Below are 25,836 nucleotides of genomic sequence, written 5' to 3'. Positions count from 1 at the left end.
CAAATGGAGAGCACCGATGGATACGCAACGAACCGCGATCGCCGAGAGGTGCCTGAATGCCGCCTATGACGGGAGCATGGCGTTCCCCGACATCGTCGGCACTCTGATCGATGCCGGCTTCGAGGGCTACATGGTCGATTATCGCCGCAACACCACGGCTTACTATCTGCCGGATGGCGACAGCATCATGCTGGACAATCGCCCGTCAACGGAGCCTGTGGCCCCACAGTTCGACCAGCCGGGCATCGCTGCCCAGATCAAATGGGCGCAGGCCAACCCGCCCGACTATTCTTACGCAAAGTTCTGCAAGAACGTGAAGGCGCTCGGCTGCGCGGGCTACATCGTCTCCTTCTCCGGCCGCCGCGTGCTTTACTTCGGCCGCACCGCCGAGATTCATGTGGAGCATTTTCCGAAGTGAGTCAGACCACCGCCGCACCTAACTCCGCACGCCAGTACACGAGGCGTTCTTTCAGGAGCGCGTCGCGGCTGTAAGCGAGATCATCGTCTTTCAATCGCTCGACAACTTCGAACGCGAAGTGCTCGGCACCGTGAGCGTCCCACGCCTTCTGTAGCGCGCGGTTGAGATTGCCGGCGACGCGCAGCGTGAACCAGACACGGTTCTGTACGGTGTCGAGGTTTGGGCTTTGCCCGACCCACGCCTCGCCTGTCGCCGTGCAGCGGACCGCGTAGATTCCGGCGGCGCCCTTGCGCTCCTTGTACGCGGCGATTGCTGCCTTTCGTGCCTCACCTTTCATGGCCTACCTCGATGACCTGCCTCGTCTGGATTCCCGAGGGCGCCGCGGCGCACGAGGCGCCCCTCCCGCAAACAATATTATCCGGGTATTATTGACGCAACGATTTTTATCAGGGTATAAATCCTTTAGTTCGACCCTCGCAGGTATCATTATAATGAGTGACGCCCTCCTCCGCCCGTGCACGGCCTTCGAAGGCTGCCGGCTGTTGCTGTCCGGTCCCCTCATCGAGGTGGCCCTCGCCGTCAAAGCTGCCATGGCGTGGGAGGCTGCGGACCCGATCCTCACCTTCGACGACGCGACGGGGCGCGTGATCGACCTCGACCTGCGCGGCTCGAAAGCGGAGATCATCGCGCGACTTTCACAGCCGCAGCCCACGCGCGCCGATCAAGCCCCCTCACCGCAAACCGATGCGGCTGACGACGCAGACGCGCCGAAAGAAGCGCGCGGGCGCGGCCGCCCCAAGCTTGGCGTCATCGGGCGCGAGGTGACGCTGCTGCCGCGGCAATGGGAATGGTTGGCTGTGCAGCCGGGCGGCGCGTCCGTCGCGCTTCGCAAGCTGGTGGATGACGCGCGGCGCAACGGCGGCGCTGCGCAGAAAACACGCACCGCGCAGGAGCGCGCCTATCACTTCATGCTGGCGATGGCGGGCAATCTTCCGCACTACGAGGACGCGATCCGCGCGTTGTTTGCCAATGATCGCCCACGCCTTGAACAACAGATCACAGAGTGGCCGCAGGACATCGCCGCGCACGCCATTCGCCTCGCCTACGGTTGAGTGAGCGCCATGGCCACGGAACAGATCACTTACCTGCAGCCGACCGAGGCCGCCGCCCGCGCCCTCTTCATGCGCGCGATCGAAGGCGACGTCGTCATGCTCAACCTGTTGCGCTTTCGCGCCATCGCGGATTATGCGGCGCACCCCGAATTGATGCCCGACACACCGATCAGCGGCGCACAAGCCTTCGACCGCTATATCGCGCATACGCTGCCGTATCTGCGCGAGAGCGGCGGCGAGCTGATCTTCATGGGCGACGGCGGGTCGTTTCTGATCGGTCCGGAGAGTGAACGGTGGGACCGCGCCATGCTGGTGCGCCAGAGCAGCGTGGCCTCTTTCATGGCGTTTGCCACGAACGAGGCTTACCTCAACGGCCTCGGTCATCGCGACGCTGCGATCGAAGATTCACGGCTGCTGCCGCTTGTCCCGTTACCGCAGCCGATATGAATACTCAGCGCGAGGAAGCCGATGTTTCGGCTCCCTCCGCTCACTCTCGACAAGAAATATCCGATTTACGGAATGTTCCTGTGCTCGCCGGCGACACCAAAGGTAACGTTCGATCCGATAAGCCCTACCTTTTCGCCGCTATTGTCGTATTTGCCCTTGATCGGTCCCACAGAGGCCTCGACGCTGGCGCCACCACTGATAACACGCGAAAGACTGTCGGCATTCGCTGAAGCGCCGACAAATATCAGATCGCCATGCAACACGTTCTTCGCGCAATTGGTGGCGACATTGCTGATCATGTAGTCCGCAAGCGAGCCGGTGTATCCACCACCAATGCGTACGACTTTGTATTTGGTGGCGCGATCGACCGTAACCTGAGGTGAGACCGTTCCTCCCACCACCGCGGGGCCGATCCCGAATGAAGGAACCGTCAAACTCAAGTTCTTCGCCAGGTTGTCGTCCTCGATCGTGCCCTCAGCGGCTTGGGTTTCCGTTGCCAGAACCTTCAATGCATTCTGCTTGAGGAAGTCGTTGGCGCAAACGCGTGCGAGTTCATAGCCTCGTGATGGATCGACTCGGACAATCTTGTAAATTCCCGGCGTCAATACGCGCTGAACCGGCGCCGATGAAACCTTTATCGCACCTTGCCCCAAGGCTTTTTCAGCGATGTTTTGATAAGAACAGCCGCCAAGGCACGCGGAAGCGACCGCTAAAGCGGCTAGCGAAATAAATTTCATAAAACCCCCAAAAGAATCCGGCGCCCCGCCGGCAGTTGTAGATTTCCGAAATACACGCCGCCTTGGAAGCCTCACGCGTGCGATATCCACAACTGTCGTGCAACGATTGAATGACTGCCGCCTCGCACGGCGCTATCGGGGACAAAACGCTGATTTAAGATCCGCAGGGTTCGTTCGCCTACAGCTCGATCTCCATGCCATCGAACGCGGTGGTCTCGGGGATATCATCCGCGATTGTCAGCATCTCCTCGGACATGTGGGTGAGCACCACCTGCTTGGCGGAGATGCGCGGCAGCTTCTCGCGCAGCGTCTGCAGATCGAGGTGATAGCGATGGCGCGGCTGCGTCCAGAAGCATTCGCAGATGAGCAGGTCGGCATCCCTGCCTACATCGACAAGCGCGTCGGTCCACTCGGTGTCGCCGGTATAGCTGATAACACGGCCATCGCATGTCACGCGCAGCGACAGCGTCGGCGTACCGCTCGGATGCACGGCCTCGAATGCCGAGACCGACAAGCCATCGTCGAGCCGCGTCGCAACGCCGACCTCCAGCTCGACGATCTTCACCGGAAACTTGGTGCCGTGGGCGACCGCGCCGGGAAACGCCGCCTCCAGCGAGTCATCGATACGTTTGCCGATGCCGACCGGCCCCGCGATCGTCAGCAGGCGATCGCGTTGGTGCACAAGGCGCAGCGCACGCAGCAGAAACGCCAGCCCGCCGAAATGATCGCCATGGCCGTGCGAGATGATGATGGTGTCGATCGAATTCGGATGGACACCAAAGTGCCCCATCGCGACAAGGCTCGACGCGCCGCAGTCGATCAAGAGCCCGCCTCGCTCTCGTGCGATATGAAAGCAGGTATTGAAGCGGCCGCCGGTGCCGAACGCATCACCGCTGCCGAGAAACTTGAACTTCATGCCGCAGGTCCTTGGGGTCTTGTTCTTTGTTGCTTGCTATCAGTGCGAGCGCGGTGCTGGCGCGCCAAGCGACGCCGGCAGCTACCGCCTCCTATGTTAAGAGAGAATCGGCGTAACTGGAATGATGCCGCGTTACGGCCCGCCATACTTGGATGGATCATCGTAGGAAACAGGAGGATCATGGTCGGTTCGAAAACCACCCGGAGCGGAGTCGTCGCGAAAGACGCGCACACCGTTTGGAGAAACGTAGGCTGGACTGGCATAGCCTGGCATCACGGCTTGGCTGGGACGGACGATGACATGCCGGGATTTGCCCTGCCGTGCTCTCGCGGCGGCGTCGGCACAAGTACAGAGCGCAATCAGAAGACAAAATGCCAAAGCGAAACGCATTGCATTTCCTCCAATCGATTTGCCCCATAGCTACATAGTGCTTGAGCCGCATCGTCACATTGGCCAAATGGCAGAACACGCAGCCGACCAGGCGCCCGGCGCAATCGGCGATTTCCCTTACCCTGATCCCATTAGCAATCGCGACCGGTTCCGCGCTGCAGCCGCTGTATCCGGCAGTTGCGCTTCCGTGCTATATTCAACCGGCAGGCTCGCCCGTGGGCAGCTCATCACCGCGCAACTTGCACCAGACAACATGTGCCGCGCGGGCAACCTCAAAGTGGGGGCATATCTCTTGGCAAACTCGCACGAGGGAGGCTCGATATGTTGCGTTCAATGTTGGCGCCGATCGCCCTGATGATACTTCTTTCGATAGGCTTTGTTTTTTATCCTCAAGACACCGCCGATGCTGCCAGGTACTGTGCCAAGTTGAGAGGCACGTCAGAAATGGGAAAGCCCAACTGCTCTTTCTCGACGCTGGATGCGTGCCGTGCCCGCGTCAGGCACAAGGGCGGCGGGCACTGCTACAAAGCAACTCGTTAAGTGCCAATGCACTGCGCATAGATCGTCCCGGGATGAACGAGCAAGGGCTCTGCTGCTCGATCAACGCGCTAATGCCCATTCACACCAAGCTTTACCAAAAGCTCAGCGTCAACGCCGGTCCCGAACGGCTCGGTGGATGCCAGCGTGTGCGCCAGCATGCGATCGGTCAGGAGCAGGCCGTCGAGATGATCGATCTCATGCTGGAAGATGCGGGCCGGCCATCCCTCGAGGGACCATCGTTTGCGCTCGCCTTTGGCGGTGTAGCCCTCCGCCTCGATCGCCCAAAACCGCGGGATATCAGCCCTGAAACCCGGGATGCTCAGGCAGCCTTCCGGCTCGATCGCGATGCGCGCAGACGTGGCGCGCCAGGTTGGATTGATCACCGCTTCGAACGGATGCGGATGGCGATGCCGGTCACGCCGCTGCTCGACGCTGAGATGCTGCATGCGATCTTCCGTGTCTTCGATGACGAAGAGACGCAACGGCACGGCGATCTGTGGCGCGGCCAAACCGACGCCTTTGCCGTTCAGCGTCACCCGCATCACGTCGATGAGCTCATTGAGCGCATGCGAACCGAAGAGTTCGGGTGAGACTGGTCGCGTGCCCTCGCGAAGGACGGGATGACCGATCTTGATGATTTCCGCCGATCGCGGCGCGCTGTTCATTGTCATGTGATCCGGATTTGATCTCTCTCGAAGGCGAAACGGGCCACGCGTGCCCAATCAGCCAAACCATGATTGTCATGCCACAAGAGATAAGCGATTTGTAGACAGCGGCAAACGGCCCCAAGGACGCTCCCGCGGCCTCACGCAGATGTTCACGGCCCCTTCTTTGCCTTCGCTTTCGCAATGGCAGCGCGGATCGGTGCGAACGGTCCATACTTGTGCTGCTGCTCGCTGAAGCCGTCGGCATAGGGGCCATACGCGGCATCGACCGGCTTCTTCAACAGATCGGGAAAATCCTTGTCCAGCCCCGCCTTCTTGGGGCGAGGCTGTGAGACGACGAAGGCCGCCACGTCCCACGCCTGCTCCACTGTCAGCTGCGGGTTCAGATAATCCGCGCCGTGCGGCATGTTGAAATGCAGAAAATTGGCGGCGGTGATCAACCGCGCCATACCCGCGCCGTCATTGAAACTATCCGATCCCCATAACGGCGGCATCATATAGCCGAGATCGGTGGTCGGCAGGCTGCGGCGAATGCCGGAGCCGTCGGTGTTGTGACAGGCCAGACAGGAATTCACGTAGATCGCCTTGCCGCGCACGGGGTCGGCCGCGCGTTTCAGTTCAGGCATGGCCCCGGCACCGAGGCCGGGCAGTTTCTGGCCGGGCGCGACGCCCGACGAGAGAAACTTGATGTAGGCGACGATGGCCTGCATCTCGGGACCATCAGTCGGCAGCTCGCGGCCATTCATGCTGCGGACCATGCAGGAATTGACCCGATCCTCGATGGTGATCTCAGCACCGAGCCGGGAGCTGTATTGCGGAAACAATTCGAACAGACCGAAAATCGGCAAGCCGAACTTCTTGGTCCCCGCTTCAAGATGGCAATTGCTGCACGCGAGATTGTTGCCGGCAAAGCGTTTGGCGGCATCGGACACTTCGGGCCCGATATGAGCGTATGTCGCGGTGATGAGATCACGCCCGCGCCGCACCTGAGCGCCGAAAGCATCGTTCGGTAATGCGCCGACCTCCGGCACCGTCCAGATCTTCGACGCCGGTGTTGACGCGGAAGTTGACGCCGCTGTCTGTGCGCGGGCCAGACTGGATATCGTTAATCCGACTACGACAGCAGCAAGAATGAAGCTTCCGCGAAACAGAGAGAAACGAACCAGAGAGAACCATCGTTCTTGAAATGACATATCGCCCCCTCACCTCGAATGCCAGCAGTCCTCAAAATTCTCTCACGGCAAACAATCAAGCAAACCAGAATCCGACGGTTGGATGATAGCGGTACTGCGGGGTGTGCGTACAGGGAAGGCTAAGCCTAAAGCGGTATCTTAACCTCTCCGGCTTCATCTGCCTCGTGCAGAATGGGTGACTCTGGCTTTCGCGCGTCGATCTACCTAGGCGGAAAGCTGAAAAATGCTTGATCTAACGCAATGCTTTTGCAATGGGCCGACGCATCGTCCAATCTAGGGCAGGTAACGGTGGAGTAGACCCATGATGCAGATGACTTTGAGAAATGCTGCAATAGCAGCCTCGACCGTCGCTGGTGTGGCACTCTTCTCCTTCAGCTGGTCCGAGCGAACCGGCATCTCACTGTCGATCGACAGTGCTCAGGCGCGTGTCGGTCGTCCCTTGACCCCAGTGAGCGTTGCTGGTGTCGCACGCCGACAAAACCGGAGAGCCGCGTACGGCTATGGCGCAGGTGTCGTCGGCGCTGGCGTCGGCACAGCGGCGGCAGTCGGCACCGCCGCGGCAGCAGCGGCTACCTCGCCTTTGGGCTGGGGAGGTAATTCCTACTACGGACAAGGTGTTCTGGGAGCCAGAGCAGAGTATGGCGGTTACCCATCAGGCGGATGGAATATCCCGGGCCTTGGCACGCCCCACTATGCAGTAACGGCCCATTACGGAGGTGCTCCGTGGTACGGCTACAGCGGATGGGATGATTACGCGGCACGCAACTCGATCAAGTGCAGGCCGGGTAGTTTGACCAAGCTTGATGACGGTCGGATGTACACTTGTCAGTAAGCCCCATCCGGAGGTGAGGCGGCGAGGCGCCGCCTCACCTCACCACTTCACTTAAGCCGGTTGATGGTCTTCGCTTCCGTCAACCGTGTATCATGCGAAATGAAACTCCAACCACGCACCGGGCCCGACGCTGCTGTTGGCGCCAGCGGCTTGAAGTTGTAGGATTCGTCCGAGGTTGACCGGCACAATTCCCAGAAGCAAGCGAGCGGATCAAAAGCAGAGTCAGCTCACCAAGAACAATTGCGAAAAGCTGATCGCGTCCTGAAGATCCCACAGAGGGGCGGCCACCGTTGCGAACTTGGTTCGTAAACGCCGCCTCGATGAATATCTTTAGAGGTGCAATGTCATTTTTGAATGCATACCTCCTTGCGCTCTTGTCGTTGCTTGCGGTGACGGTCCCCTCACGCGTGCATGCACTGTGCTATTGCAAATGCGCGGCGGCGAGCGGTAGCACCTGCACGGTAAGCGTTCCAAATTTCGCTTGCTACGGTGCGGGAAATTCGCGCTGCACCAAACCGGTTGAAGTCTGCAGATACGATTGCAGCACCAAAGTTGACCGCCCTTCGACCTGCGGCTCTGTGCGGCGCTGTAGTGTGAGGAACTAAGGCGCTTTATCCTAGGCGGAAGAAGGTTGCGGCAACTCGCTAAGCACCGCGTCCTCTCATTTCGAGAGACACCAACCTGGCTAAAAGCGTGGCCGGAAAAAACTGTCCGATGACACTTTCGAGATTGCACAGGCTGCGGGCGATCGGATGGACCGGGATGATATCGCCGTAGCCAATCGACGTGAGGGTCACGAAGCTCAAGTAGAACACTGCGCTGGCGAGGCCCCTGTCATCTGCGAACGTAATTCCTTTGAACGCGTCCGGCAGCAACAGCCCGACAAAGATGAAGAGCGTCCCGAACATGATCGCGACGAGCAGATAAAGCAGAATCCCGCCAACGACTCGATGGTAGCTGACCGGGCATGACCTGAAGACAGCTTGCGCGACCACGGCCCCAAGCGTGATGGAAATTGCAAACCAGGCGGCAGCCAGCACATGAAGGTTGTAAGGCCATGTGTAGACTAGCCGCACAAAAAATACCGTCACGTTGGCGGCGAACGCGACTGACATCACGGATCAGCATGCTGCCGATGATCGCCAGCAAAGCCAACAATGCAAAGGCCTGGAACGCAAAGACGCCAAGAGCCTGTAGAGGCGCGAAGACAAAAATCGTGAATGCGAACAAGATCGCGAGCAATGTCAGAAGCCGATCACTGTACTCGCGTCTCAAATCGCGCATGGGACCGTCCTTTGACAGGCACGATCCCGATTTTGCCAAAACCGCTGATCGGGGTCCCTTCATCTGAGTCAACGGCCAGACCATCATGGAAAGAGACGGCAACAGAAAAGCCCCGGACAAGCCGGGGCTCAACTGCCGCATCAGGATGATCGATCAGTATCGCGCCGCAATCGGTGGAGAGTAACCACCGAAACGATAGTTGATGCGCAGCGTGACCATATCGATGTCTTGGTCGATTCGATTGCCGGTAAATCCGATCAGACGCGGATCGACGACCGTGAAGGAGTTGTTGGCGTCGCCCATCCAGAGATGGTTGTACTCGGCGCCGATCGACCAGTTCGGTGCAAAGCCATATTCAAAGCCAACACCGAGCGTACCGCCCCAGCGCGTATTGCTCGCTGAAACGAGACCTATACCGCTGGCTGTGTCGAGGATTTCGAACTTGTTGCCGGCTACTGCCGCGCCGCCCTTGACGTAAAGGAGCGCTGCATTCCATGCCCAGCCGAGTTGGCCCGTGAAAAGACCGATGCCGTCAGTTTTCACGCGGGTCGACAGCGTTGGATCCAGCAGACTTATGCGCGTGTTGCTGAGATCAGCCCAATCGCCCTGCGCTTCCAGGCCGAACACAAATTGGTTGCTCTGCCAGCGATAGCCGATTTGACCGCCGACAACGCCTCCCGAGCGATTCCGGCAACCGTCGTCGAATGCGGTTCCAACGACAGCGTCGAAATTCAAGCAATTGTGGCTGTCGCCCCATCCGCCGTTGGCGCCGATGTAGAAACCGCTCCAGTTATACATCACCGGAAGTGGAGGTGGCGGCGGTGCTTTTACCGCCATGTCGGCAGCCAGTGCCGGGGCAATCCCGCCACTCGCGAGCAACAGGGCAGCAGTCACTAGAAACTTCTTCATGAGTTGTCCCCTTGGTCACGTTTATCAAATGCAAACTGAGTGCGGACGCGGTCTTCGCTTCCAGTGCTCCGAATCCAAAATTAGCTTCTTTGGTCGCAAACTTTGGATTCGAGAGGCACTCGTCGATCCATGGTCCTGATGTGGTTCGGGTTCAGACGTCCGCTGGGAGCGACCGGGCGAACTCCTGAATCACCACACTGGTAAGGGATGCTAATGAGGCGTCCCAAAGGGCCCTGTATCAAAATGGCAACAACCATAGACAATCCCTTGACGGAGATGTGACCTCGATCGTTCAGGATGCGCGGTTGAGGTCGCGCGGCTCATCGTCCCCGCTTTGCCCGGTTTCGAGCCATGTCGAGATGTTGCTTGGCGGAATAATCTGCTTGGGCGAGAAAGGATTAAGAGTGCCCGCCGTCACCACCAGGCCCTGATCGAATTTCTCACGGGCAAAATGCTTGGCTTCCGTTTCTGTTGCGAAAGTCCTGGTGAGCCGGGGGTGCCGAGCCTTTGGCAACGTCCCTCGCCTTTGCACCTGAAAGGTCACGTACCAAGTGTGCCCCATTGGTTCACCCGTCTATCGAGACTTCCGTAGACGTTGGAAGCCTTGTGAGCGGCGGATCATCACGCGAGCAGGTCTGGACAGATGACGTTGAGATAAGGCTTAGTTAGTCAACTAATCACACCCGGTAATGCGCTTGGCGGCCTTCATGTACTTCAGGTGAAGGGAATCGCCGGCAGCATCCGAAAGGGTATTGCGACCGAGAAGACGATCTGACTCCAGGCACGTCTGCAGGTCAAGCTTGATATGCGAGCAGGATCCGAGAGCGTTCTGCTCTGCCACCTCCTTTGACGCCCCAAAGCCAACGAAAGTCTGCACATGCCCGGCCTCGGTGTCAGCGGGCGACACGACAGTGATCTCCGCTATGTAATAGGACGAGCACGGTGCCGCCTGCACTTCGACGCAGATCCCAAACATTGCAAACAAAGACAGGACCCTTATGGCGGACCTCATCTTACCCTCACATCGTCAGCAGCACCCGAACATCACCAACGTCATTGTGGTCGCTTGCGGCCCGCAAGCCCGGCGAAAATGGAGAAGAAGAGAACTCATCGTAGAGGAAGCCATTGGAGATTGAGGAATTCGAGATAGATCAAAGACGATGCCGGCCCGGCGTCCACTTTTACGGCTGTCCCGCCCGCAAATACGCAGCGCTCAAAGTGTCGCGTGGCAACCCCTCGACCCCATCAGCTCGCATTCCCATTCGCCCGCAATTCCGTCGGACTAACCCCATACCAGCGCTTGAAGGCGTTGGTGAATGCGCTGACTTCGCGGTAACCCAACAGCCATGCGATTTGGGAAATCGAGAGATCGCCATGAGTCAGATACGACTTCGCAAGATCGGCCTTGCTCTGATCCAGGATCCCGGAGAAAGTTTGCCCCTCCGCCGCCAGTTGGCGAGCAAGGGTGCGATGGCTGACGCCGAGTTCTTTCGCAATGGTTGAGGCCTTGGCCTTTCCATGCGGAAGCAACGGACCGATCACATGCTCCACCTTCGAGCGAACGCTCGATCGTTCCGGCGTCCGGTTCGCCAGGGCTTCGTCTGCGTATTGCACGAGCATCTCGTGCAAATATCGATCGCTGCCGATAAGCGGAAGCGAATTCACCAGCGCAGGGAGAGCAATTTCATCAACATCCGCGCCGTACGTCACCTCGCACCCCAAAAACGCGCGGCACTCCGGCGGCGTCGCCTCACGGATATGCCTGACGCAAAATTGCCGCGGCGCTATTCGCGATCCAGTGATTTGCCGGCACATCCGGACGATCGAGAACATCCAGAACTCGAATTGATGCCGGTCGGATAAGCGCTCGACGCCGTCACAATCGATGGTGATGGCCGCGCGGTTGAGGTCGAATTTGATCTTGATGCCTTCGTTGACGATCCGCGTGTAGCGCTGGCCATTGTGCATGGCATCCGCGAAGCTGTCGGACGACGACAGGACATAATAGAGCAGCCCAGTCTCGCGCAGATCAAAGCCTTGAGACAGGTGATATCCAAGAAGATCGTCTTGCAGCGCCTCGGCTGCAATCTTCAAGAACTTGACCTGGGCCGACACCTCGATCCAGCGGCTGGCGTCTTCGACGTCATCGGCAGCCAGACCGGCCTTCTCCAACAGGGGTGCCGACGGCAATCCCGCCGCGCGCAGATTTGCGCAAGCCATGCGCGTGGCGGCTCCGGCCGCGCTTGGAACTGCCGATAGCGGTGATCTTCCGAGAAAACCCATGCCTGATTACCGCTCTGTCTGAGTGGCGCAATTTAGGCAGGAAAACGCAAGCAATTGGCTCAAGATCACAACATGCGACACGGCACCTTCCTCAAAGTTGCCATCGACGCACCCGATTTGATCGGGACTTCATCACCTTAAAAAATTTACAGAGGAAGTAAATGGCAGTGTCTCAGCCATCGCCCAGGGTCGGGCTGTTTATCGATGGTCCCAATCTCCATACAACATCCAAAGCCCTCGGCTTCGACATCGACTTCAAGCGCCTTCTGTCGCAATTCGAATGCCTCGGATCGCTGTGGCGTGCGTTCTACTACACGACCCTCTCCGAGGATCAGACGCAACGTTCGTTCCGTCCGCTGGTCGATTGGCTCGACTATAACGGCTACACGGTCATCGCCAAGACAGCCAAGGACTTCATCGACGAAAGTGGCCAGCGCAGGACGAGGGGAAATACGAACATCGAACTGGCGGTGGACGCAATGGCGCTCGCAGGCAAATTCGATCACATGGTGTTGTTCTCAGGTGACGGCGACTTCCGCGCGATGGTCGAAGCCGTGCAGCGGCGCGGCGTGCGGGTGACCGTCGTGTCGACAATGTCGATCCATCCGCCAATGCTTGCCGACGAGTTAAGGCGGCAGGCTGATGTTTTCATCGACCTCGCCTCGCTCCGGCTCAAACTCGGCCGCAACGCGGCTGCGCGTGCGCCACAGGCTTGAAATCGGAGAGCATCCAGCCGCAGAGAGGTTTCGAATCCTGAACGCGGCGGATGCCGACCGAACAACCGTGGAGAACGAGAAGCGAGTTTATGTTCGAATTTTCGAGGCCCTAACCCTCGAATTTGAACGAGACTTTGAGCTTCGCTCGATACGCTTCGATCTTTCCGTCATTCATTTGCAAATCAAGCTCGACAACCTCAGCAACGCGAAGATCACGAAGCGATTTTGCGGCCCTATCGACTGCTGATTTGGCTGCCATTTCCCAAGAATCTGTACTGGTACCAATTAACTCAATGACTTTGTAAACACTCTCAGCCATATCGTCCTCCTGTTCTATCTTGTTGTCTAGAAAGCAGGCTTGCGGCGACGGTCCGATGATATCGAGAGCAACGGCCTCGTCCAGAACAATATCCGAATAGCTTGATCAAAAGAGGGCCAACGATGTGCCCCGGCGGCAAAAGCCTGTTATCGGGCCGGATCGCAGACGACCCAAGTCACCAAATCCTCGACTCTTCACGAGCGACGCACAGCAAAATTCCAGCGAAGAACAGAAGACGTCGCGCCGATTGTAACAAGAAAGGTCACACCGCTCGCCTGCTTTCCAAATCTGCTTTCCACTCACCTTTGCTCGCAAGCGAGTTCATGTGCGCGCGATGGGTGAAGGCCTGCTGCGCCGCTTGCACATTTGCTGGCTTGCCCGACCAGGCCTTCTGTGGCGCGTTCTGTAGCGCGCGCCCATATGAAAACGTCAATTTCCACGGCTGATGGCCGATCCTGTTTATGGCGTCGAGATGCGCGGTGGCTTCCTCGTCAGACTGACCACCGGACAGAAATGCAATGCCCGGCACCGCTGACGGCACGCAATTCCTCAGCAGCCTGATGGTCTTTTCCGCGACCTCCTGAACGGAGGCTTGCTTTGCATTCTTCTTGCCGGACACGACCATGTTAGGCTTCAGGATCATGCCCTCAAGTGCGACCTTTTGAGCATAGAGCTCCTGGAATGTTTGTTTGAGAACGAACTCGGTCACTTCGTAGCAGCGATCAATGTCATGATCGCCGTCCATCAACACTTCCGGCTCGACGATCGGTGCGATCTGCGCAGCCTGACACAGCGCCGCGTAGCGCGCGAGCGCATGCGCATTTGTGTGGATCGCAGTATAGCTTGGGATGCTCTTGCCGATATCGATGACCGCGCGCCATTTCGCGAAACGTGCACCCTGCGCATAATACTTCTTCAAACGTTCCGAGAGCTTATCGAGGCCGACGGTCACCAACTCGCCAGGGCACTCCGGCAGCGGTTGAGTGCCTTCGTCCACCTTAATGCCGGGAATCGCGCCTGCCTGCTCGATCAATTTGATCAAGGGCGTTCCATCCCTGCTTTTCTGCCAAATGGTCTCGTCATAGAGAATGACGCCAGAGATATATTTCGACAGCGCATCCTCGGCCCGGAACATCATTTCGCGATAGTCGCGACGGTTGTCCTCAGTGGACTCCACGCCGATTGCATCGAAACGTTTCTTGATCGTGCCGGACGATTCGTCGGCGGCAAGAATGCCCTTGCCCGGGGAAACGAGGGCCTCAGCAACCCTGTTGAGGTCAGCGAGATTCATCTCAGCCTCCGCGTGAGTCCGATGCGGCTTTCTCAAAGGTCACCCACACGTCGGCACATGGACGGAACATCGCCGGCCGCATCGGACTAGTGAGCAGCACGTCAAAACCTAGCCGAGATCGAGACCCGGGAAAAGGTCAAGTCAGACAGTTGCTCAAATGGATGACGTTCAGGATGCCGTTACCGGAATAAAACGGCTGCTGGTCTGGTCTCATCATTGACCGCCCCCTCTGGTGTCTCTCGATTTGTTCCTGCGACTGTTGGACTGATGCAGATAACCAAGCTCAATTCCGCAAACTTTCACAAAGCCGTCCGCGGCGTCGGCATCCGGCAGATCCGTCTGGCGTGCGGGCTGATCCTGTTCACATACCTGCTCAGCCATTTCATCAACCATGCGCTCGGCAACATTTCGATGGAAGCGCTGAGCACGGGTGTCAGATATCACATGGCGTTTTGGAGAAGCTCTCCAGTCGCCATGGTGTTTTATACCGCGGCGACCACCCATGCCGGTCTCGGGATCTGGGCGCTTTACCAGCGCCGTCAATTTCACTGGAAGGCGATCGAGCCGCTTCAACTCGTGCTGGGTCTCAGCATCCCTGCCCTCATCGTCACCCATCTCGCCGGGGTGCGGATTGACGATGCCCTGTTCCAGCATCACAAACTCTATCCGCAGGTGCTTTATGCATACTGGGTCGCATCGCCATCCAGGATGTGGCTGATGTTCACGGTTCTGATCGTCTCCTGGATCCACGGCTGCATCGGGCTGTACTTCTGGCTCCGCATGAAGACGTTCTTCAAAACCGCGGCGCCGCTTCTACTGGCCGCCGCGGTGCTGATTCCGACGCTCGCCATGCTCGGGCTCTATCAAGGCGGACGGAGCGTTGTACGTGACAGCCGCACTACGCAGTGGAAGGCGGACAATCTCTCCCCGCGTCAGGTCGGCACCCCTGCGGAGCAGGCCATCATCGACCGCATCATCGACGGCTTTCTGGTCGGTTATGCCGGGCTGATCGGGATCGCTATCATGGCGCGTGGCGTGCGCACGTTGAATGAGCGGCGCGGCGGCATGATCAACCTGTCGTACGGCAACGGCAGGACGGTGCGTGTGCCGAGAGGCTTGAGCGTGCTTGAAGCCAGTCTGCGTAACGACGTACCGCATGCCAGCGTATGCGGCGGTCGCGCCCGATGCTCGACCTGTCGCATTCGGGTGATCGGCGATTGCAGTTCGCTGCCGCCACCGTCAAAGCGGGAAGCCTTCGTGCTCGACCGTGTCGGCGCCGGGGGCGATCCGGCCATTCGCCTCGCCTGCCAGTTGCGTCCGACCACTGACCTGTCGTTCTTCCAGATTTTCAGGCCCGACGTCACAGCCGCTTCCTTCGCGAAAGCAGGTTCTGCCCGCATCGGCCAGGAACGTTATCTGGTCAGCATGTTCGTGGACATGCGCGGATCCACTACACTTGCAGAGCAGCGACTGCCGTTCGATACCGTCTTTATCGTTAACCGGTTCCTCAGCGCAGTCTCCCAGGCGGTGATCGCATGTGGCGGTCAACCGAACCAGTATGTCGGCGACGGAGCATTGGCGCTCTTCGGCCTTACCACGAACCCGCAGACCGCCTGCCGGCAGGCCCTTCAGGCCGCTGCGCACATTGCTGCGAACATCGATGAGCTCAATCAATTTCTCGGCCATGACCTCGCCAAGCCGATCCGTTTCGGCATCGGCATCCATGGCGGCGAGGTGATCGTCGGTGACATCGGCTATCGCGATCATCAGGTGTTCACCGCGCTCGGCGACGCCGTCAACGTCGCAGCGCGTCTGCAGGACATGACGAAGGGTCTCGCCTGCGAGGTCATCCTGTCTGAGGAGGTTTACAAGACAGCGGATCTACCGGTTGACGTGTTGCCGGCGCAGGAACTTGCGATCCGCGGACGCGCCGAGCCTTTGGCCGTTCGCATTGTGGCGGATGCAAGGACGTTGTCCTCATCAGGAGCTGCTGTCCTCGCCGGGCAGCCGTTATCCTGACGAAGTCTGTTTGACGAACGCGTCGCGAAACTTCGCAATGTCGTCCGAATTGACGTCCGAGACCGCCCAGAAATTCAATCCATCCTTGGTCCAGTTCGCCATGTTGTAACCGTCACGCATTGCCGTCGTTTCGGTGGCAGACGGTGCCGGCCAGACAAACACATTGATGAAATGCCCATGCCGCCGATAGACCAACGCCGCGACCACACGGCCGCCGATATAGTCGACGCGGCCTCCGACCAACGGGAATCCTTGCGGCGCGAGATCCACCACCGGCGGTGAAAAATCGATCTTGCCGTTGAACCATGGTTTGACGGTGTGGCGATCGGAGGTCGCGACGTCGGTCAGATGATCGACCAGCAGAGAGCGGACGTGGCTTGCAACGATCTGGTCCTCAATTGATGAGCGATCCCGCATCGGCGACATCACAATGAAAAGACTTGCAGCAAGCGCCGCCAGCGACGGCACGAACAGCCATTGTTTCGCGCGGTCAAAGATCCTGAACATCCCCCCGCTTGCCGCCGCGACCGGCGATCGCGTCTGCATCGCGGCCTCGCGCGCAATGGCCGCAAGAACTTGAGCACGCACATGCTCCGGCGTTTGCCAGCGTACCCCCTTTTGCGCGACAGTCTTTCTCAATGCCTGAAACCCTTCGAGTTGGTTCGAACAATGTGGACAGGACGCAAGGTGTTGTTCAAAGCGCAACGAATGCGACGCATCGAGTTCACCGTCGATGAAGCCGTGAAGCATCAACTCCCATTCGGCGCATGGCTTGGTGTCGGAAGAAGTCACATTGCCTCCCGAGCGCTGAGTTCGTGATCATTGATTTCGTGGCGCCATGCCGTCTGAAATTGCGTCCGCGCGCGTGCCAGCCGTGACATCACCGTCCCGATCGGCACCTCTGCAATCTCCGAGATCTGGCGATAGGACAATCCTTCCAGCTCGCGCAAAACCAACATCTCGCGCAGCGCCCGCGGCAGCTTGCCGAGGACCAGACGAACCGCGTCGGATTCGGTTCTCCGCAGCAGCGACATTTCCGGATCGTCATCGTCCGAGGCGACATCGTAGGCCGGATCGTCTTTTGTGCCGTTGCTGGGAGCGTCGGCTTCCACACGCATCTTCCGCCGGCGCTCGAGCAGCCAGTTGTGATAGCAGTTGCGCACGATGGCGAAGATCCAGGCGCGCGCATCGCCGCCCTGATAGCCCTCGAAGCTGCGATAGGCGCGAAGAAAAGCCTCCTGGACGATGTCCTGCGCAGCATCCGCATCCCTTGAGAGAAAGCGCGCGAAATTGTAGGCCGCATCCAATTGCGGGACGATATCGCGATGAAACCTGGCATGCGTGTTAGTCGCGTTGGCCGGCCGGGTTCGCGCCACATCATCAAGCTGACTTGCCGCCGACGTCATGGAGGCCGCGACCAGCGCCGGCACACGGCGACGGCCGGCCATGATGGATGCAAGGCCAACATCCCAGACGCTGGAGATCTTCTCCGCCAGATATTTGATCATCATATCCGCGAAAGATCGCTGGGTTCTGCAGTCGATCACCCGTGACGCGCTTGTGATGTACACCTGTTGCATCATGTTGGCTGGCTGCCTCGGTCAATGTCGAAGACGTAAATAGCGAAGACGTCAGGGAGTACCCCGGTATTGGGTAGACCGCCGTTCCGTCCGGTTTATTCCCACCTCTTCAAAAAAATATGCGGCTTTCAAAAAAATCATTCGAACGAGAATAAACGGCGAGCACTGAAGGTCTCCGTGGTTGGAGGCATCGTTCATTCCGAACTTTGCTCTCGTCATCCAACCGAATTCTGGAGAGCATCAATGTTGACCATGTCCCGCCGGGGTGTCCTGGCATCAGCAGCAATGGCTGCTGCCTTCGGGCTGAACAACAGGAAGCTGACTTTCGTTCATCCGGCTTACGCCGAAACGCCGCTTGAGCCGACGGTCGGCTTCTACAAATACAAAGTCGGGTCCATCGAAGTAACCGCCGTCTACGATGGTATCTGGCGCAAACCCCATGATCCAACCTTCATCAAGAATGCCTCTGTCGAGGAAACCAAGGAGGCACTTGCCAAAGCAGGTTTGACCACGGACTTCATGCCGATCCCGCTGACAGTGATCGTCCTCAAGATCGGTAACAAGCATATCATGGTCGATGCCGGATCGGGTGTCGGGCAATGGCAGGCGAATGCAACACACCTGCCGGCCAATATGAAGGCGGCGGGCATCGACCGCAACCAGATCGACACCATCCTGGTCTCGCATTTCCATCCCGACCATGTCTGGGGGTTGATGGAGAAAGGCACCAACGCGGCCGTATTCCCCAACGCCGAGCTCATCGTTAACGGCGCCGAATACAACTGGTGGACGGAGCCGGGCCGGGTCGAAAAACTGGCGGAGGGCCGCAGGGCCGCCGGCAAACGGATCGCCGATAATTTCCCGACGTGGAAAAACTGGAAGCTGGTCGGGGACAACGCCGAAGTCGCGCCCGGCGTCCGGCTCCTCGCGGCACCCGGTCACACGCCCGGTCATTCCGCCTTCCTCGTCACCTCCGGCAAAGAGCAACTGCTGGTGTCGAACGACATGATGTATGTGCCCGCCCTGCTGGCGCCGCATCCGGATTGGCAAGGCGCCTACGACCAGGACGGACCAACCGCCATCGCCACGCGCCGCAAGCTCGTCGACCGCGTCATTGCCGACAAGATGATGATCTGCGGCGCCCACTTCCCGTTCCCCGGCTTAGGCACATTCGTCAAGGACGGCGACGCCTACGCCTTCACCCCCGTGACTGTCGGCTAACTCAAGACAGGCCCAAATCGAACCGAGGAGACTGAACCATGAGTACCCGTAAAACCCTTCGCACCCTTGCGCTTGCCGTCCGCATCGGCCTCGCCCCGCTTTTGATGTCGACGTCTGCCTATGCGGTTGACAACATGTCGTCGACCGACGCGCCCGACCTCACGTCGGTCCGCGCCAAGATCAAAGCCAAGGACTACAACGCCGCTCTGACCGAGTTGCGCGATCTCGCCGAGGACGTCCAGCAGGCGGATGTCTACAATCTGCTCGGCTTCACGCTTCGCAAGACCGGCGACTACAAGACGTCCCTGACCTATTACACCAAGGCGCTTGAACTGCAGCCGGATCACAAGGCCGCCCGCGAATATCTCGGCGAGCTCTATGTCGAAACCGGAAATATGGACAAGGCGAAGGAGCAACTCGCCATCCTGGTGAAGCTCTGCCCCGGCGGCTGCGAGGAGCGCGAAGATCTGCAGAAAGCCATCGGCGCAAAGGCCGCCAGCAACTAGTCACAAGATGGTGTGAAGGGGGCGACGAGATCGCCCCCTCTTTCATAGTAACGACTTGGGAGCAGATGCCATGGACGCCATGAGCAGCACACAACGCGCGATGTTTCAGGATGCCGTCATGCTGATCGGCCGGCTGTTGCTTGCGGCGATCTTTCTGCATGAGGGCGCGTTTCTGGTCGCGAATTTCGGTCCCACCTCCGCGGCCATGGCCAAGCTTGGTGTGCCGCTGTTTCTCTTCATCCCGACGATCGCGCTGCAGCTGATTGCGGGCTTTGCGATCGCGGCCGGTTGGCATGCGCGATGGGGCGCGCTGGCGCTAGGACTGTTTTGCCTTGCGACCGCCGTTTTGTTTCACACCAACTTTGCCAGTCGCAACGAACTGCTGCATTTCGAGAAGGATTTCGCGATCGCCGGCGGCATGTTCGTCCTGATGGTGCATGGTCCCGGCGGCTGGTCCATCGACGGGCTATGGCCGCGAAAGGCGGCAACCTGAACGGGATGAAGCGCCCTCACCGGATCACCGGCCTTGGATCGCGCACCGACGAACTAATTTCAAAATCAGTCTGAGAAGAGCCCGGAGGAATAGCGAAATCTCGGGTAGCGACACACATCGAGCGCAGGCCGCCATGACGATGTGTCGCCGCCGCTTTCCGTACTGGCACCGGAAAACTGGGGAATTACCGTTCGACCGTCAATCGCTCCCCAACAATGAACGTCGCGGCGTGACTATTCGGTACCAGAAAATTTTCCCGGAACGGCGTAGCGCCATCCTGCGCCAATTTGAGAGCGAACGTCCCACGTATTGCAGAATCGCGCCTAGCTCTCAACCTCGGCTTCTCGCGCAAGGCGTTCAGCTTTCAGCCGATCTCGATTGGCATAAAACGCTCTCTCCGCCTCGCGATGCTCCTGCATGGCGCGCGTCGCATCTTCTGCGCGTTCACGGTCGCGTTGTCGCCGTTGTTCGGGAGTGAGGGGTGCTTTTTGAGATAAATTTGTCATCCTCAACAACTCGGATGTTGCAAATTTGTTCCACCGTCTTAACGAGCGCTTTCACAACGGTATTGCGATCGGATCAGGCGTGAACGATCTCATGACTCGCTTCTTCAGCACTCAGACAGTCCCCTCGTCGTCAGGACAACTTCTCACTCACTCGGATACCTGTGTAACATCGCGCATAATGACGTTCGATAACGATGTGACGCGGTCTCTCAAATTTTAAGGATCCGCTTTGATCTCTCTTAAGTCAGAACGCGAACGCAACTTGTGTTTGTAGCTGCGTCGCAGCATGTATCGCCCGAAGGATTTGTGACGAGAAGCCATGATGACCGCCATCGCACTCTGCTCCTGCCTGTTGGGCTGGTGGTATTTCATCTTCCGCCCGCCGCTGGGCACGACGTTCATCGACCGCAGGGCGTGCCGGTATTTCTACTAAGTCGCAAACGCCCTGCCTGCCCTCGCGACGCGCGCCCTTTCAATCAATCCCTGAATTGATATCGAGACGCAGCGTGGCTCCGGGGCTTACGCCGTCATATCGACTCTTGAGCTCGGCGCCTGCGGAACATCTCCCGCTTGAGCAACCGGCACCTTGAGCACGTCCGCAAGCGTCGCGGCCTGGACATTCAAGCCGCCCAACCTCTCGCCTGCGAGCGAGAACGTGCGGCCCTCAAATCGCACTGAGAATGTGTCAGTGGCCTGACCGGATTTAAGAAGCTCCGCGGATCTCTGTTGTGAGAATTCCAGATAGGAGGAAATGTAGTCCGACGCGGATAGTCCGGCGTGTCGCTGTGTGAACCGTTGCGACTCCGTCAAGGTGCTGGACGCTTCAGTGTTCTTGTCGATGGTCCTGCCAATGCTCTTGGCGTTTACACCTTGGTAAGTGTTTCCAGTCCCGAACAGCGAGATCGATCCGATCATAGGCATACAACTCCTCAAACAATCTTCCGCTGGCTGCCGTGCAAGCGTTGTGCCATCCTTTACATGCAACGTGCACGCGCGAAAGCGCTTGGCTTTTTGGGAGTTGGCGTTCTCAGCGCCGCCGAGCTGCACGTTGTCTGGCTGACCTAGCTGGCAAGATTTGCCGCCTGTTGGGCAAGGCTTTCCGGGCTCTGCATGGAGACTCGCGACGCGGGTCATCGATCAACCATGAGACGAGAGACGCTCGAGGTTTCACACCCTGAATGCCTCCGGGTTGACCACCTGCTTGGCGAGTGCGCTCAAGACTTCATCCGAGTGCTTTTCCTGCTGCAAGCTTTCCAGCAGGTCCTTCAAGTCATCCTCGCGGCCGAGCCCTTTCGACCATGTCGCGAGCGTACCATAGACCGCGATCTCGTAATGCTCGACCCGTTGCGCGGATGCGATCATAGCGGCATCGCGCAGTCCCGCATCGCCGACCATCTTCGCCCAACGATCGGCCTCGTGGATGATGCCCCACATCGATTCGTCTTCGTGTTCGCGCGGCTCGACACCCTCCTTGGCCAGGATGCGGTCGAGACGATCGAGCTGCGCGCAGGTCTCGGCCAGATGTTTCTTGAAGGCTTCCTTCAGCGCGGGATGATGCGCCTCGTCCGCCACCTTCGGCAGAGCGCGGGTCAACTGATCTTCCACTGAGCGTAGTTCCTGCAGTTCAGCGATATACATTTCCTTGAAATGATCGACGATCATGTCGAACTCCTGTTCGGGCGTCCTCAAGCTGCGAGGACGCCCCTCGGACTCGTCCCTGAGGACTCCATGCCTCATTGCGTCTGTGTGTGTTCGCCGCCCGGGCGTGAGATGCCGGCCAGCGCCACCGCCGTCATGCTGCCCCGGCGCGCAAGATCGCCCAGCGAGACGATACCGATCAGACGCTTCGCGCGATCCAGCACCGGCAAACGGCGGACCTGAAGATCGGCCATATTTTCCAGAACCTCATCGATATCCTGATCGTCGAAGCAGTATTTCACGTCGTAGGTCATGACCTCGCCGATCCGCGTATTCGGCCCCTTTCCTGCCGCCACGCCGCGCACTGCGATATCACGGTCGGAGATCATGCCGACCAGCCGGTCATTCTCACTCACAGGCAACAGGCCGATATCCATATTGGACATGATTTCGGCTGCCGCCCGGATCGTGTCGTCAGGGCTCAGGATCTTCACGTCCGACGTCATCGAGCTTCCGACTTTCATGGGACTCTCCTTTGAGGATCGTTCTCGCGCCAGATGCAGTGGGTTTATCGGCGCACCGTCGCACGGCGTGCGCAAAGACCGGCGATGTGCAGCTGATAACTCGGATCAGCCCGCGCGCGTTCCACGGCGGGATGGGGAGGTTTTGTGAGCAGTCCGCCACCATCCGGCTGGCGGAACATACCGTCGCTGACCCGCGACAGCACCGGCCTGCCCCGCCCGCCGCGTCCGGCCCTGCATCATTTATCGGGCCACACTCATCACCCGCTTGTGCAGGCGCACCTTCCGCTTTTTCATAGTAACGTGACCCACACGTGCCGTCGAATTTATGCCTTTTCGCGCCAAGCTGCTCAGCCTTGCGTTCATCGATCTTGAGAAGATATCGCACATCGCGCGCTCGTTTTCAGCACCGTCGAGGAGAAAACCATGGCACCTGCGACCAAGACTCCGAAAGCCTCAACCGTCGACATGAAGTTCGAGATCGTCGTCATCCCGGTGTCGGATGTCGATCGCGCGAAGGATTTCTACAGCAGTCTTGGTTGGCGGCTGGACGCGGACTTCGCAGGGCCCGATGATTATCGTGTGATCCAGTTCACCCCGCCGGGCTCCGGGTGCTCGATCATCTTCGGCAAAAACGTCACCGGCGCCACACCCGGCTCCGCGAAAGGGCTCTATCTCATCGTCTCCGATATCGAAGTGGCACGAAAAGAATTGATCGATCGCGGCATCACCGTCAGCGAAACCTTTCATGCGGGCAACGCGCACATCGGCACGGACGAAGCTTATTTGTTCGGCACCCAGCGCGTGAACGGCCGCGATCCGCAGCGCGGCAGCTATCGCTCGTTCGCATCCTTCAGCGATCCGGACGGCAACGGCTGGTTGTTTCAGGAAATCACTGCCCGCTTGCCCGGGCGCGTCGCGGCCGACACGACATTCACCTCCGCAACCGACCTCGCGGCGACACTGCGCCGCGCGGCGACCGCCCATGGCGAGCACGAGAAGAAGCTCGGCAAGCACGACGACAATTGGCCGGAGTGGTACGCCGAGTACATGGTCCGCGAGCAAAGCGGCAATGAACTGCCAACCTAAATGCGGCCACGCGGCCGCCACACGGCAAACGACGCTTTCCACGAGTCAGCAGTACCAACGTTCAGGAGTTCGATATGAGCAGTGCACGCGTGACAAAAATCTACGGCATGACACTGGCGGCGGTGATCGGCGCAGCCGCGTTCACGTTGCCCGCGGCGCAGGCCCAACAGGAAGGCATCAAACGCACTGATCTGCAGCGGCACGATCTCAGCGTGCCGGGGCACGAGGCGATCCAGGTGCGTGTCGATATCGATCCCGGCAAGGCTTTCCCCAAACACACGCACTTCGGCGAAGAAATTATCTACGTTCTTGAAGGCACGCTGGAATACGACATCGAAGGCAAGCCGCCGATGACCCTGAAGGCCGGCGATGTGCTCTTCATCCCTGCGGGCACGGTCCATGCGGCGAAGAACAACGGCACCGTGCGCGCAAGCGAACTTGCCACCTACGTTGTGGAAAAGGGCAAGCCGCTTGTGACCCTGGCGAAGTGAAGCGCGCGAAGTGAAACACTGAAAACGCTTGCTAAAATCTGCAGCAAACGTGGGACGATACATTTTGTATCGTCGCCATAACTCGTTTGCGGTACTCGCCATCGCGCGCGCTCTTGTGGCAGTTAACCATACCCGGGTTCGCCCGGGGCCTACCTTGTTCTGAGCATCGCGTATTCCAACAGGTGCATGTCCTTTCGCGTCGCGTAAGCCCGCCCGGCAACGGCGGGACAGTCGATATTTTTGTTTTTTGTTGGTGTCTTTGGGACCCGCTGCTGCTCGTGGAACCGGCGGCGGAAACTCGAGCCCGGCCGACAACTCGTATTGCGCCGGCCGGGCTTTTTAAAACTCCCTCCTCCCCGATGTGGAGAAGACACGGCTGCGCTCGAACATCCTCCAACACCATTGCAAAACTGTTGAATCCGCTTTGCGGCTTTCGCGAATCGGTTAGCCTCAAGTGGCTGGGAAACTGGAGGGTGACATGGACGACCAACCGATCATGGAACAGGTGACGGACGTGCTGTCGGGCGCTGCAGAGGCGACGAAGAAAGTGGCCAAGCGCGCCGCCAAGAGGGTGAAGAAAGCCGCCGCGTCGGCGATGCCCGCGAAGAAGGCCTCCGCTAAAAAGACCAAGAAGGCCGGAAAGAAGAAGGCCGCCAAGAAGTCAGCGAAGAAGGCTGTAAAGAAAGCTTCGAAGAAAACGATGAAAAAGAAGGCCGCGAAGAAAGCGCCGAAACGCAGAAAGACAATGAAGAAATGATGGCGCTCCCGCAGGCCTGACAACCAAAACCCCGGTTCGCCGGGGTTTTATTTTTTGCGCCTGTCGACGCATGCGCGCCGTCCGTGCGGACGGCTATCTCAAGCCCCACAACGAGCGGCGATAGCCGCTGCCACGCGCTTCATTTCTGCAAACAAAGCTGCCGGTAGGACCCAACGCATAGCGCCTCTGTCCCTTGAGGTAATAGCGCCTCTTTTGAAAATCGAGCCAAACCACCGTATCGCCGGGACAATGCCGTTGCGCCTGGGCTTCGTAGCGAAACGGGGTCAACGGCACCGCTTTGCCGTCGCGGATGTTGCAAAGGACAACGGAAGCGGCCAACAACAGAACGGAAGGCTTGCACACGGCAGAACGCGGCTCAATCTGCATGATATTCACTTCGGAAGGCATTCCACGTTGTATGCGATGATGATCTGGGCCGGATCACCGGTACCCGTCTTCTTGAGATCCTCGAGACCGGCTCGCAGCCTGTCCCCCGCATGCTTCAGCGTGACCTCAATTTTTGACTTGGCGTCCTCGCATCGTTCTTCCGTTGTGAATTCTTGAAAAACGACACTGGGGAGCAGTCTCCACTCGGCCTTATCGCTTGTTGCTGCCGGACTGACTGAGTAAGAAAAAATAAATATGAGAACCCACACGACCTGCTCCATTCTTGAAGGACAATACAAGCTGGGTAGAACCCGTGGTGAGATTGCTTGACGCATCCAGTCCTGGTGGATTGATCTGGATCAAAAATCGCAGCGATAGCCCGTCAAGCGTTGCCTCCTGCGGAGGAGATCGTACGCTCTGACAGTGCAGATCGGTTCAGTCTTGATTGAGATCAATCGGAATGCCCCGCAGACCGGTCAGCCGTTGTGGCCAGTCATATTCCCGCTTCGCGGATCAGAAGTTGGGCCCGATGTATTTTCGGACAGAGCGGCGCTTGCGGGAGCGGATGGCACACGA

The 25,836-nt window shown here is 58.8% G+C and carries 31 protein-coding genes; 12 read left to right on the top strand and 19 right to left on the bottom strand.

What is annotated here, in order from left to right:
* Positions 1-16 precede the first annotated feature (16 nt).
* A complete protein-coding gene (locus ACP0KA_RS20635; RefSeq protein WP_424630588.1) occupies positions 17-418 on the top strand; it encodes a DUF1398 domain-containing protein in 402 nt (133 codons plus the stop codon).
* 1 nt (position 419) lies between these two features.
* On the opposite strand, the gene ACP0KA_RS20630 is transcribed toward ACP0KA_RS20635, so the two are convergent.
* Positions 420-755 carry a GIY-YIG nuclease family protein gene (locus ACP0KA_RS20630; RefSeq protein WP_424630587.1) on the bottom strand — a complete coding sequence of 112 codons (336 nt, stop codon included), beginning with the start codon at positions 753-755 and terminating at the stop codon, positions 420-422.
* Positions 756-909: 154 nt separating this feature from the next.
* On the opposite strand from ACP0KA_RS20630, the gene ACP0KA_RS20625 reads away from it, so the two are divergent.
* Together ACP0KA_RS20625 and ACP0KA_RS20620 are read left to right on the top strand one after the other, a co-directional pair.
* Complete coding sequence (locus tag ACP0KA_RS20625) at positions 910-1,530, top strand: DUF2239 family protein (protein ID WP_424630586.1); 621 nt, start codon at positions 910-912, stop codon at positions 1,528-1,530.
* Between the two features lie 9 nt (positions 1,531-1,539).
* Positions 1,540-1,977 carry a DUF1330 domain-containing protein gene (locus ACP0KA_RS20620; protein WP_424630585.1) on the top strand — a complete coding sequence of 146 codons (438 nt, stop codon included), beginning with the start codon at positions 1,540-1,542 and terminating at the stop codon, positions 1,975-1,977.
* A gap of 65 nt (positions 1,978-2,042) precedes the next feature.
* Here the strand turns inward: ACP0KA_RS20620 and ACP0KA_RS20615 are convergent, their stop codons facing one another.
* The 4 genes from ACP0KA_RS20615 to ACP0KA_RS20600 all read right to left on the bottom strand — a co-directional run bounded on the left by ACP0KA_RS20615 (position 2,043) and on the right by ACP0KA_RS20600 (position 6,418).
* On the bottom strand, positions 2,043-2,804 hold the full coding sequence (locus ACP0KA_RS20615; protein ID WP_424630584.1) for a hypothetical protein: 762 nt from the start codon (positions 2,802-2,804) through the stop codon (positions 2,043-2,045).
* Between the two features lie 88 nt (positions 2,805-2,892).
* On the bottom strand, positions 2,893-3,630 hold the full coding sequence (locus ACP0KA_RS20610; protein WP_424630583.1) for an MBL fold metallo-hydrolase: 738 nt from the start codon (positions 3,628-3,630) through the stop codon (positions 2,893-2,895).
* 998 nt (positions 3,631-4,628) lie between these two features.
* Positions 4,629-5,225 (bottom strand): peptide deformylase, encoded by a 597-nt coding sequence (locus tag ACP0KA_RS20605; protein WP_424630582.1) that lies wholly within the window; start codon positions 5,223-5,225, stop codon positions 4,629-4,631.
* A 152-nt stretch (positions 5,226-5,377) separates the two neighbouring features.
* A complete protein-coding gene (locus tag ACP0KA_RS20600; protein WP_424630581.1) occupies positions 5,378-6,418 on the bottom strand; it encodes a c-type cytochrome in 1,041 nt (346 codons plus the stop codon).
* Positions 6,419-6,719: 301 nt separating this feature from the next.
* Between ACP0KA_RS20600 and ACP0KA_RS20595 the strand changes: the two genes are divergently transcribed.
* Positions 6,720-7,250, top strand: a complete 531-nt coding sequence (locus tag ACP0KA_RS20595) for a hypothetical protein (protein ID WP_424630580.1) — start codon at positions 6,720-6,722, stop codon at positions 7,248-7,250.
* A gap of 644 nt (positions 7,251-7,894) precedes the next feature.
* On the opposite strand, the gene ACP0KA_RS20590 is transcribed toward ACP0KA_RS20595, so the two are convergent.
* The 5 genes from ACP0KA_RS20590 to ACP0KA_RS20570 all read right to left on the bottom strand — a co-directional run bounded on the left by ACP0KA_RS20590 (position 7,895) and on the right by ACP0KA_RS20570 (position 11,663).
* The gene (locus ACP0KA_RS20590) at positions 7,895-8,365 is read right to left on the bottom strand and encodes an ion channel (RefSeq protein WP_424630579.1); all 471 of its coding nucleotides are present in this window, start codon (positions 8,363-8,365) and stop codon (positions 7,895-7,897) included.
* Positions 8,366-8,687: 322 nt separating this feature from the next.
* Complete coding sequence (locus ACP0KA_RS20585) at positions 8,688-9,443, bottom strand: outer membrane protein (protein WP_424630578.1); 756 nt, start codon at positions 9,441-9,443, stop codon at positions 8,688-8,690.
* Positions 9,444-9,735: 292 nt separating this feature from the next.
* A complete protein-coding gene (locus tag ACP0KA_RS20580) occupies positions 9,736-9,957 on the bottom strand; it encodes a hypothetical protein (protein WP_424630577.1) in 222 nt (73 codons plus the stop codon).
* 159 nt (positions 9,958-10,116) lie between these two features.
* Positions 10,117-10,350 (bottom strand): hypothetical protein, encoded by a 234-nt coding sequence (locus ACP0KA_RS20575; RefSeq protein WP_424630576.1) that lies wholly within the window; start codon positions 10,348-10,350, stop codon positions 10,117-10,119.
* A 338-nt stretch (positions 10,351-10,688) separates the two neighbouring features.
* Entirely contained in the window at positions 10,689-11,663 is a 975-nt protein-coding gene (locus ACP0KA_RS20570) for an AraC family transcriptional regulator ligand-binding domain-containing protein (protein ID WP_424630575.1), read from the bottom strand.
* Positions 11,664-11,887: 224 nt separating this feature from the next.
* Here ACP0KA_RS20570 and ACP0KA_RS20565 point away from each other — a divergent pair, with 224 nt between their 5' ends.
* Positions 11,888-12,442, top strand: a complete 555-nt coding sequence (locus tag ACP0KA_RS20565) for an NYN domain-containing protein (RefSeq protein WP_424630574.1) — start codon at positions 11,888-11,890, stop codon at positions 12,440-12,442.
* Positions 12,443-12,551: 109 nt separating this feature from the next.
* Here the strand turns inward: ACP0KA_RS20565 and ACP0KA_RS20560 are convergent, their stop codons facing one another.
* Together ACP0KA_RS20560 and ACP0KA_RS20555 are read right to left on the bottom strand one after the other, a co-directional pair.
* Positions 12,552-12,761: a dodecin family protein gene (locus tag ACP0KA_RS20560; protein WP_424630573.1), complete on the bottom strand. Its 210-nt coding sequence runs from the start codon at positions 12,759-12,761 to the stop codon at positions 12,552-12,554.
* A 262-nt stretch (positions 12,762-13,023) separates the two neighbouring features.
* Positions 13,024-14,052: a class I fructose-bisphosphate aldolase gene (locus ACP0KA_RS20555; RefSeq protein ID WP_424630572.1), complete on the bottom strand. Its 1,029-nt coding sequence runs from the start codon at positions 14,050-14,052 to the stop codon at positions 13,024-13,026.
* 267 nt (positions 14,053-14,319) lie between these two features.
* Between ACP0KA_RS20555 and ACP0KA_RS20550 the strand changes: the two genes are divergently transcribed.
* Entirely contained in the window at positions 14,320-16,071 is a 1,752-nt protein-coding gene (locus tag ACP0KA_RS20550; protein ID WP_424630571.1) for an adenylate/guanylate cyclase domain-containing protein, read from the top strand.
* On the opposite strand, the gene ACP0KA_RS20545 is transcribed toward ACP0KA_RS20550, so the two are convergent.
* Together ACP0KA_RS20545 and ACP0KA_RS20540 are read right to left on the bottom strand one after the other, a co-directional pair.
* Positions 16,063-16,863, bottom strand: coding sequence for an anti-sigma factor family protein (locus tag ACP0KA_RS20545; protein WP_424630570.1), 801 nt, complete (start codon positions 16,861-16,863; stop codon positions 16,063-16,065). The two genes, ACP0KA_RS20550 and ACP0KA_RS20545, sit on opposite strands and share 9 nt — an antisense overlap.
* Positions 16,860-17,654: a sigma-70 family RNA polymerase sigma factor gene (locus ACP0KA_RS20540; RefSeq protein ID WP_424630569.1), complete on the bottom strand. Its 795-nt coding sequence runs from the start codon at positions 17,652-17,654 to the stop codon at positions 16,860-16,862. The genes ACP0KA_RS20545 and ACP0KA_RS20540 overlap by 4 nt, the downstream gene beginning before the upstream one ends.
* Positions 17,655-17,894: 240 nt before the next feature.
* Here ACP0KA_RS20540 and ACP0KA_RS20535 point away from each other — a divergent pair, with 240 nt between their 5' ends.
* The 3 genes from ACP0KA_RS20535 (at position 17,895) to ACP0KA_RS20525 (ending at position 19,871) form a co-directional block, all read left to right on the top strand.
* A complete protein-coding gene (locus tag ACP0KA_RS20535; protein WP_424630568.1) occupies positions 17,895-18,872 on the top strand; it encodes an MBL fold metallo-hydrolase in 978 nt (325 codons plus the stop codon).
* Positions 18,873-18,976: 104 nt separating this feature from the next.
* Positions 18,977-19,378 carry a tetratricopeptide repeat protein gene (locus tag ACP0KA_RS20530; RefSeq protein WP_424631674.1) on the top strand — a complete coding sequence of 134 codons (402 nt, stop codon included), beginning with the start codon at positions 18,977-18,979 and terminating at the stop codon, positions 19,376-19,378.
* Positions 19,379-19,448: 70 nt separating this feature from the next.
* Positions 19,449-19,871, top strand: a complete 423-nt coding sequence (locus ACP0KA_RS20525) for a DoxX family protein (RefSeq protein WP_424630567.1) — start codon at positions 19,449-19,451, stop codon at positions 19,869-19,871.
* A gap of 323 nt (positions 19,872-20,194) precedes the next feature.
* Here the strand turns inward: ACP0KA_RS20525 and ACP0KA_RS20520 are convergent, their stop codons facing one another.
* The 4 genes from ACP0KA_RS20520 to ACP0KA_RS20505 all read right to left on the bottom strand — a co-directional run bounded on the left by ACP0KA_RS20520 (position 20,195) and on the right by ACP0KA_RS20505 (position 22,539).
* Complete coding sequence (locus ACP0KA_RS20520) at positions 20,195-20,377, bottom strand: hypothetical protein (RefSeq protein ID WP_424630566.1); 183 nt, start codon at positions 20,375-20,377, stop codon at positions 20,195-20,197.
* Between the two features lie 519 nt (positions 20,378-20,896).
* On the bottom strand, positions 20,897-21,292 hold the full coding sequence (locus tag ACP0KA_RS20515; protein ID WP_424630565.1) for a hypothetical protein: 396 nt from the start codon (positions 21,290-21,292) through the stop codon (positions 20,897-20,899).
* Positions 21,293-21,544: 252 nt separating this feature from the next.
* Positions 21,545-22,039: a ferritin-like domain-containing protein gene (locus ACP0KA_RS20510; protein ID WP_424630564.1), complete on the bottom strand. Its 495-nt coding sequence runs from the start codon at positions 22,037-22,039 to the stop codon at positions 21,545-21,547.
* Between the two features lie 71 nt (positions 22,040-22,110).
* Positions 22,111-22,539, bottom strand: a complete 429-nt coding sequence (locus tag ACP0KA_RS20505) for a CBS domain-containing protein (protein WP_424630563.1) — start codon at positions 22,537-22,539, stop codon at positions 22,111-22,113.
* A 423-nt stretch (positions 22,540-22,962) separates the two neighbouring features.
* Here ACP0KA_RS20505 and ACP0KA_RS20500 point away from each other — a divergent pair, with 423 nt between their 5' ends.
* The 3 genes from ACP0KA_RS20500 (at position 22,963) to ACP0KA_RS20490 (ending at position 24,873) form a co-directional block, all read left to right on the top strand.
* Positions 22,963-23,625 (top strand): VOC family protein, encoded by a 663-nt coding sequence (locus ACP0KA_RS20500; protein ID WP_424630562.1) that lies wholly within the window; start codon positions 22,963-22,965, stop codon positions 23,623-23,625.
* A 107-nt stretch (positions 23,626-23,732) separates the two neighbouring features.
* A complete protein-coding gene (locus tag ACP0KA_RS20495) occupies positions 23,733-24,116 on the top strand; it encodes a cupin domain-containing protein (protein WP_424631673.1) in 384 nt (127 codons plus the stop codon).
* A 478-nt stretch (positions 24,117-24,594) separates the two neighbouring features.
* Positions 24,595-24,873: a hypothetical protein gene (locus ACP0KA_RS20490; RefSeq protein ID WP_424630561.1), complete on the top strand. Its 279-nt coding sequence runs from the start codon at positions 24,595-24,597 to the stop codon at positions 24,871-24,873.
* 93 nt (positions 24,874-24,966) lie between these two features.
* On the opposite strand, the gene ACP0KA_RS20485 is transcribed toward ACP0KA_RS20490, so the two are convergent.
* Positions 24,967-25,260, bottom strand: coding sequence for a hypothetical protein (locus ACP0KA_RS20485; protein ID WP_424630560.1), 294 nt, complete (start codon positions 25,258-25,260; stop codon positions 24,967-24,969).
* Positions 25,261-25,836: the final 576 nt, after the last annotated feature.

The sequence above is a fragment of the Bradyrhizobium sp. SYSU BS000235 genome (genome assembly GCF_049747295.1).
GTDB lineage: Bacteria > Pseudomonadota > Alphaproteobacteria > Rhizobiales > Xanthobacteraceae > Afipia.
This window is presented reverse-complemented; position numbering and strand designations above follow the sequence as displayed.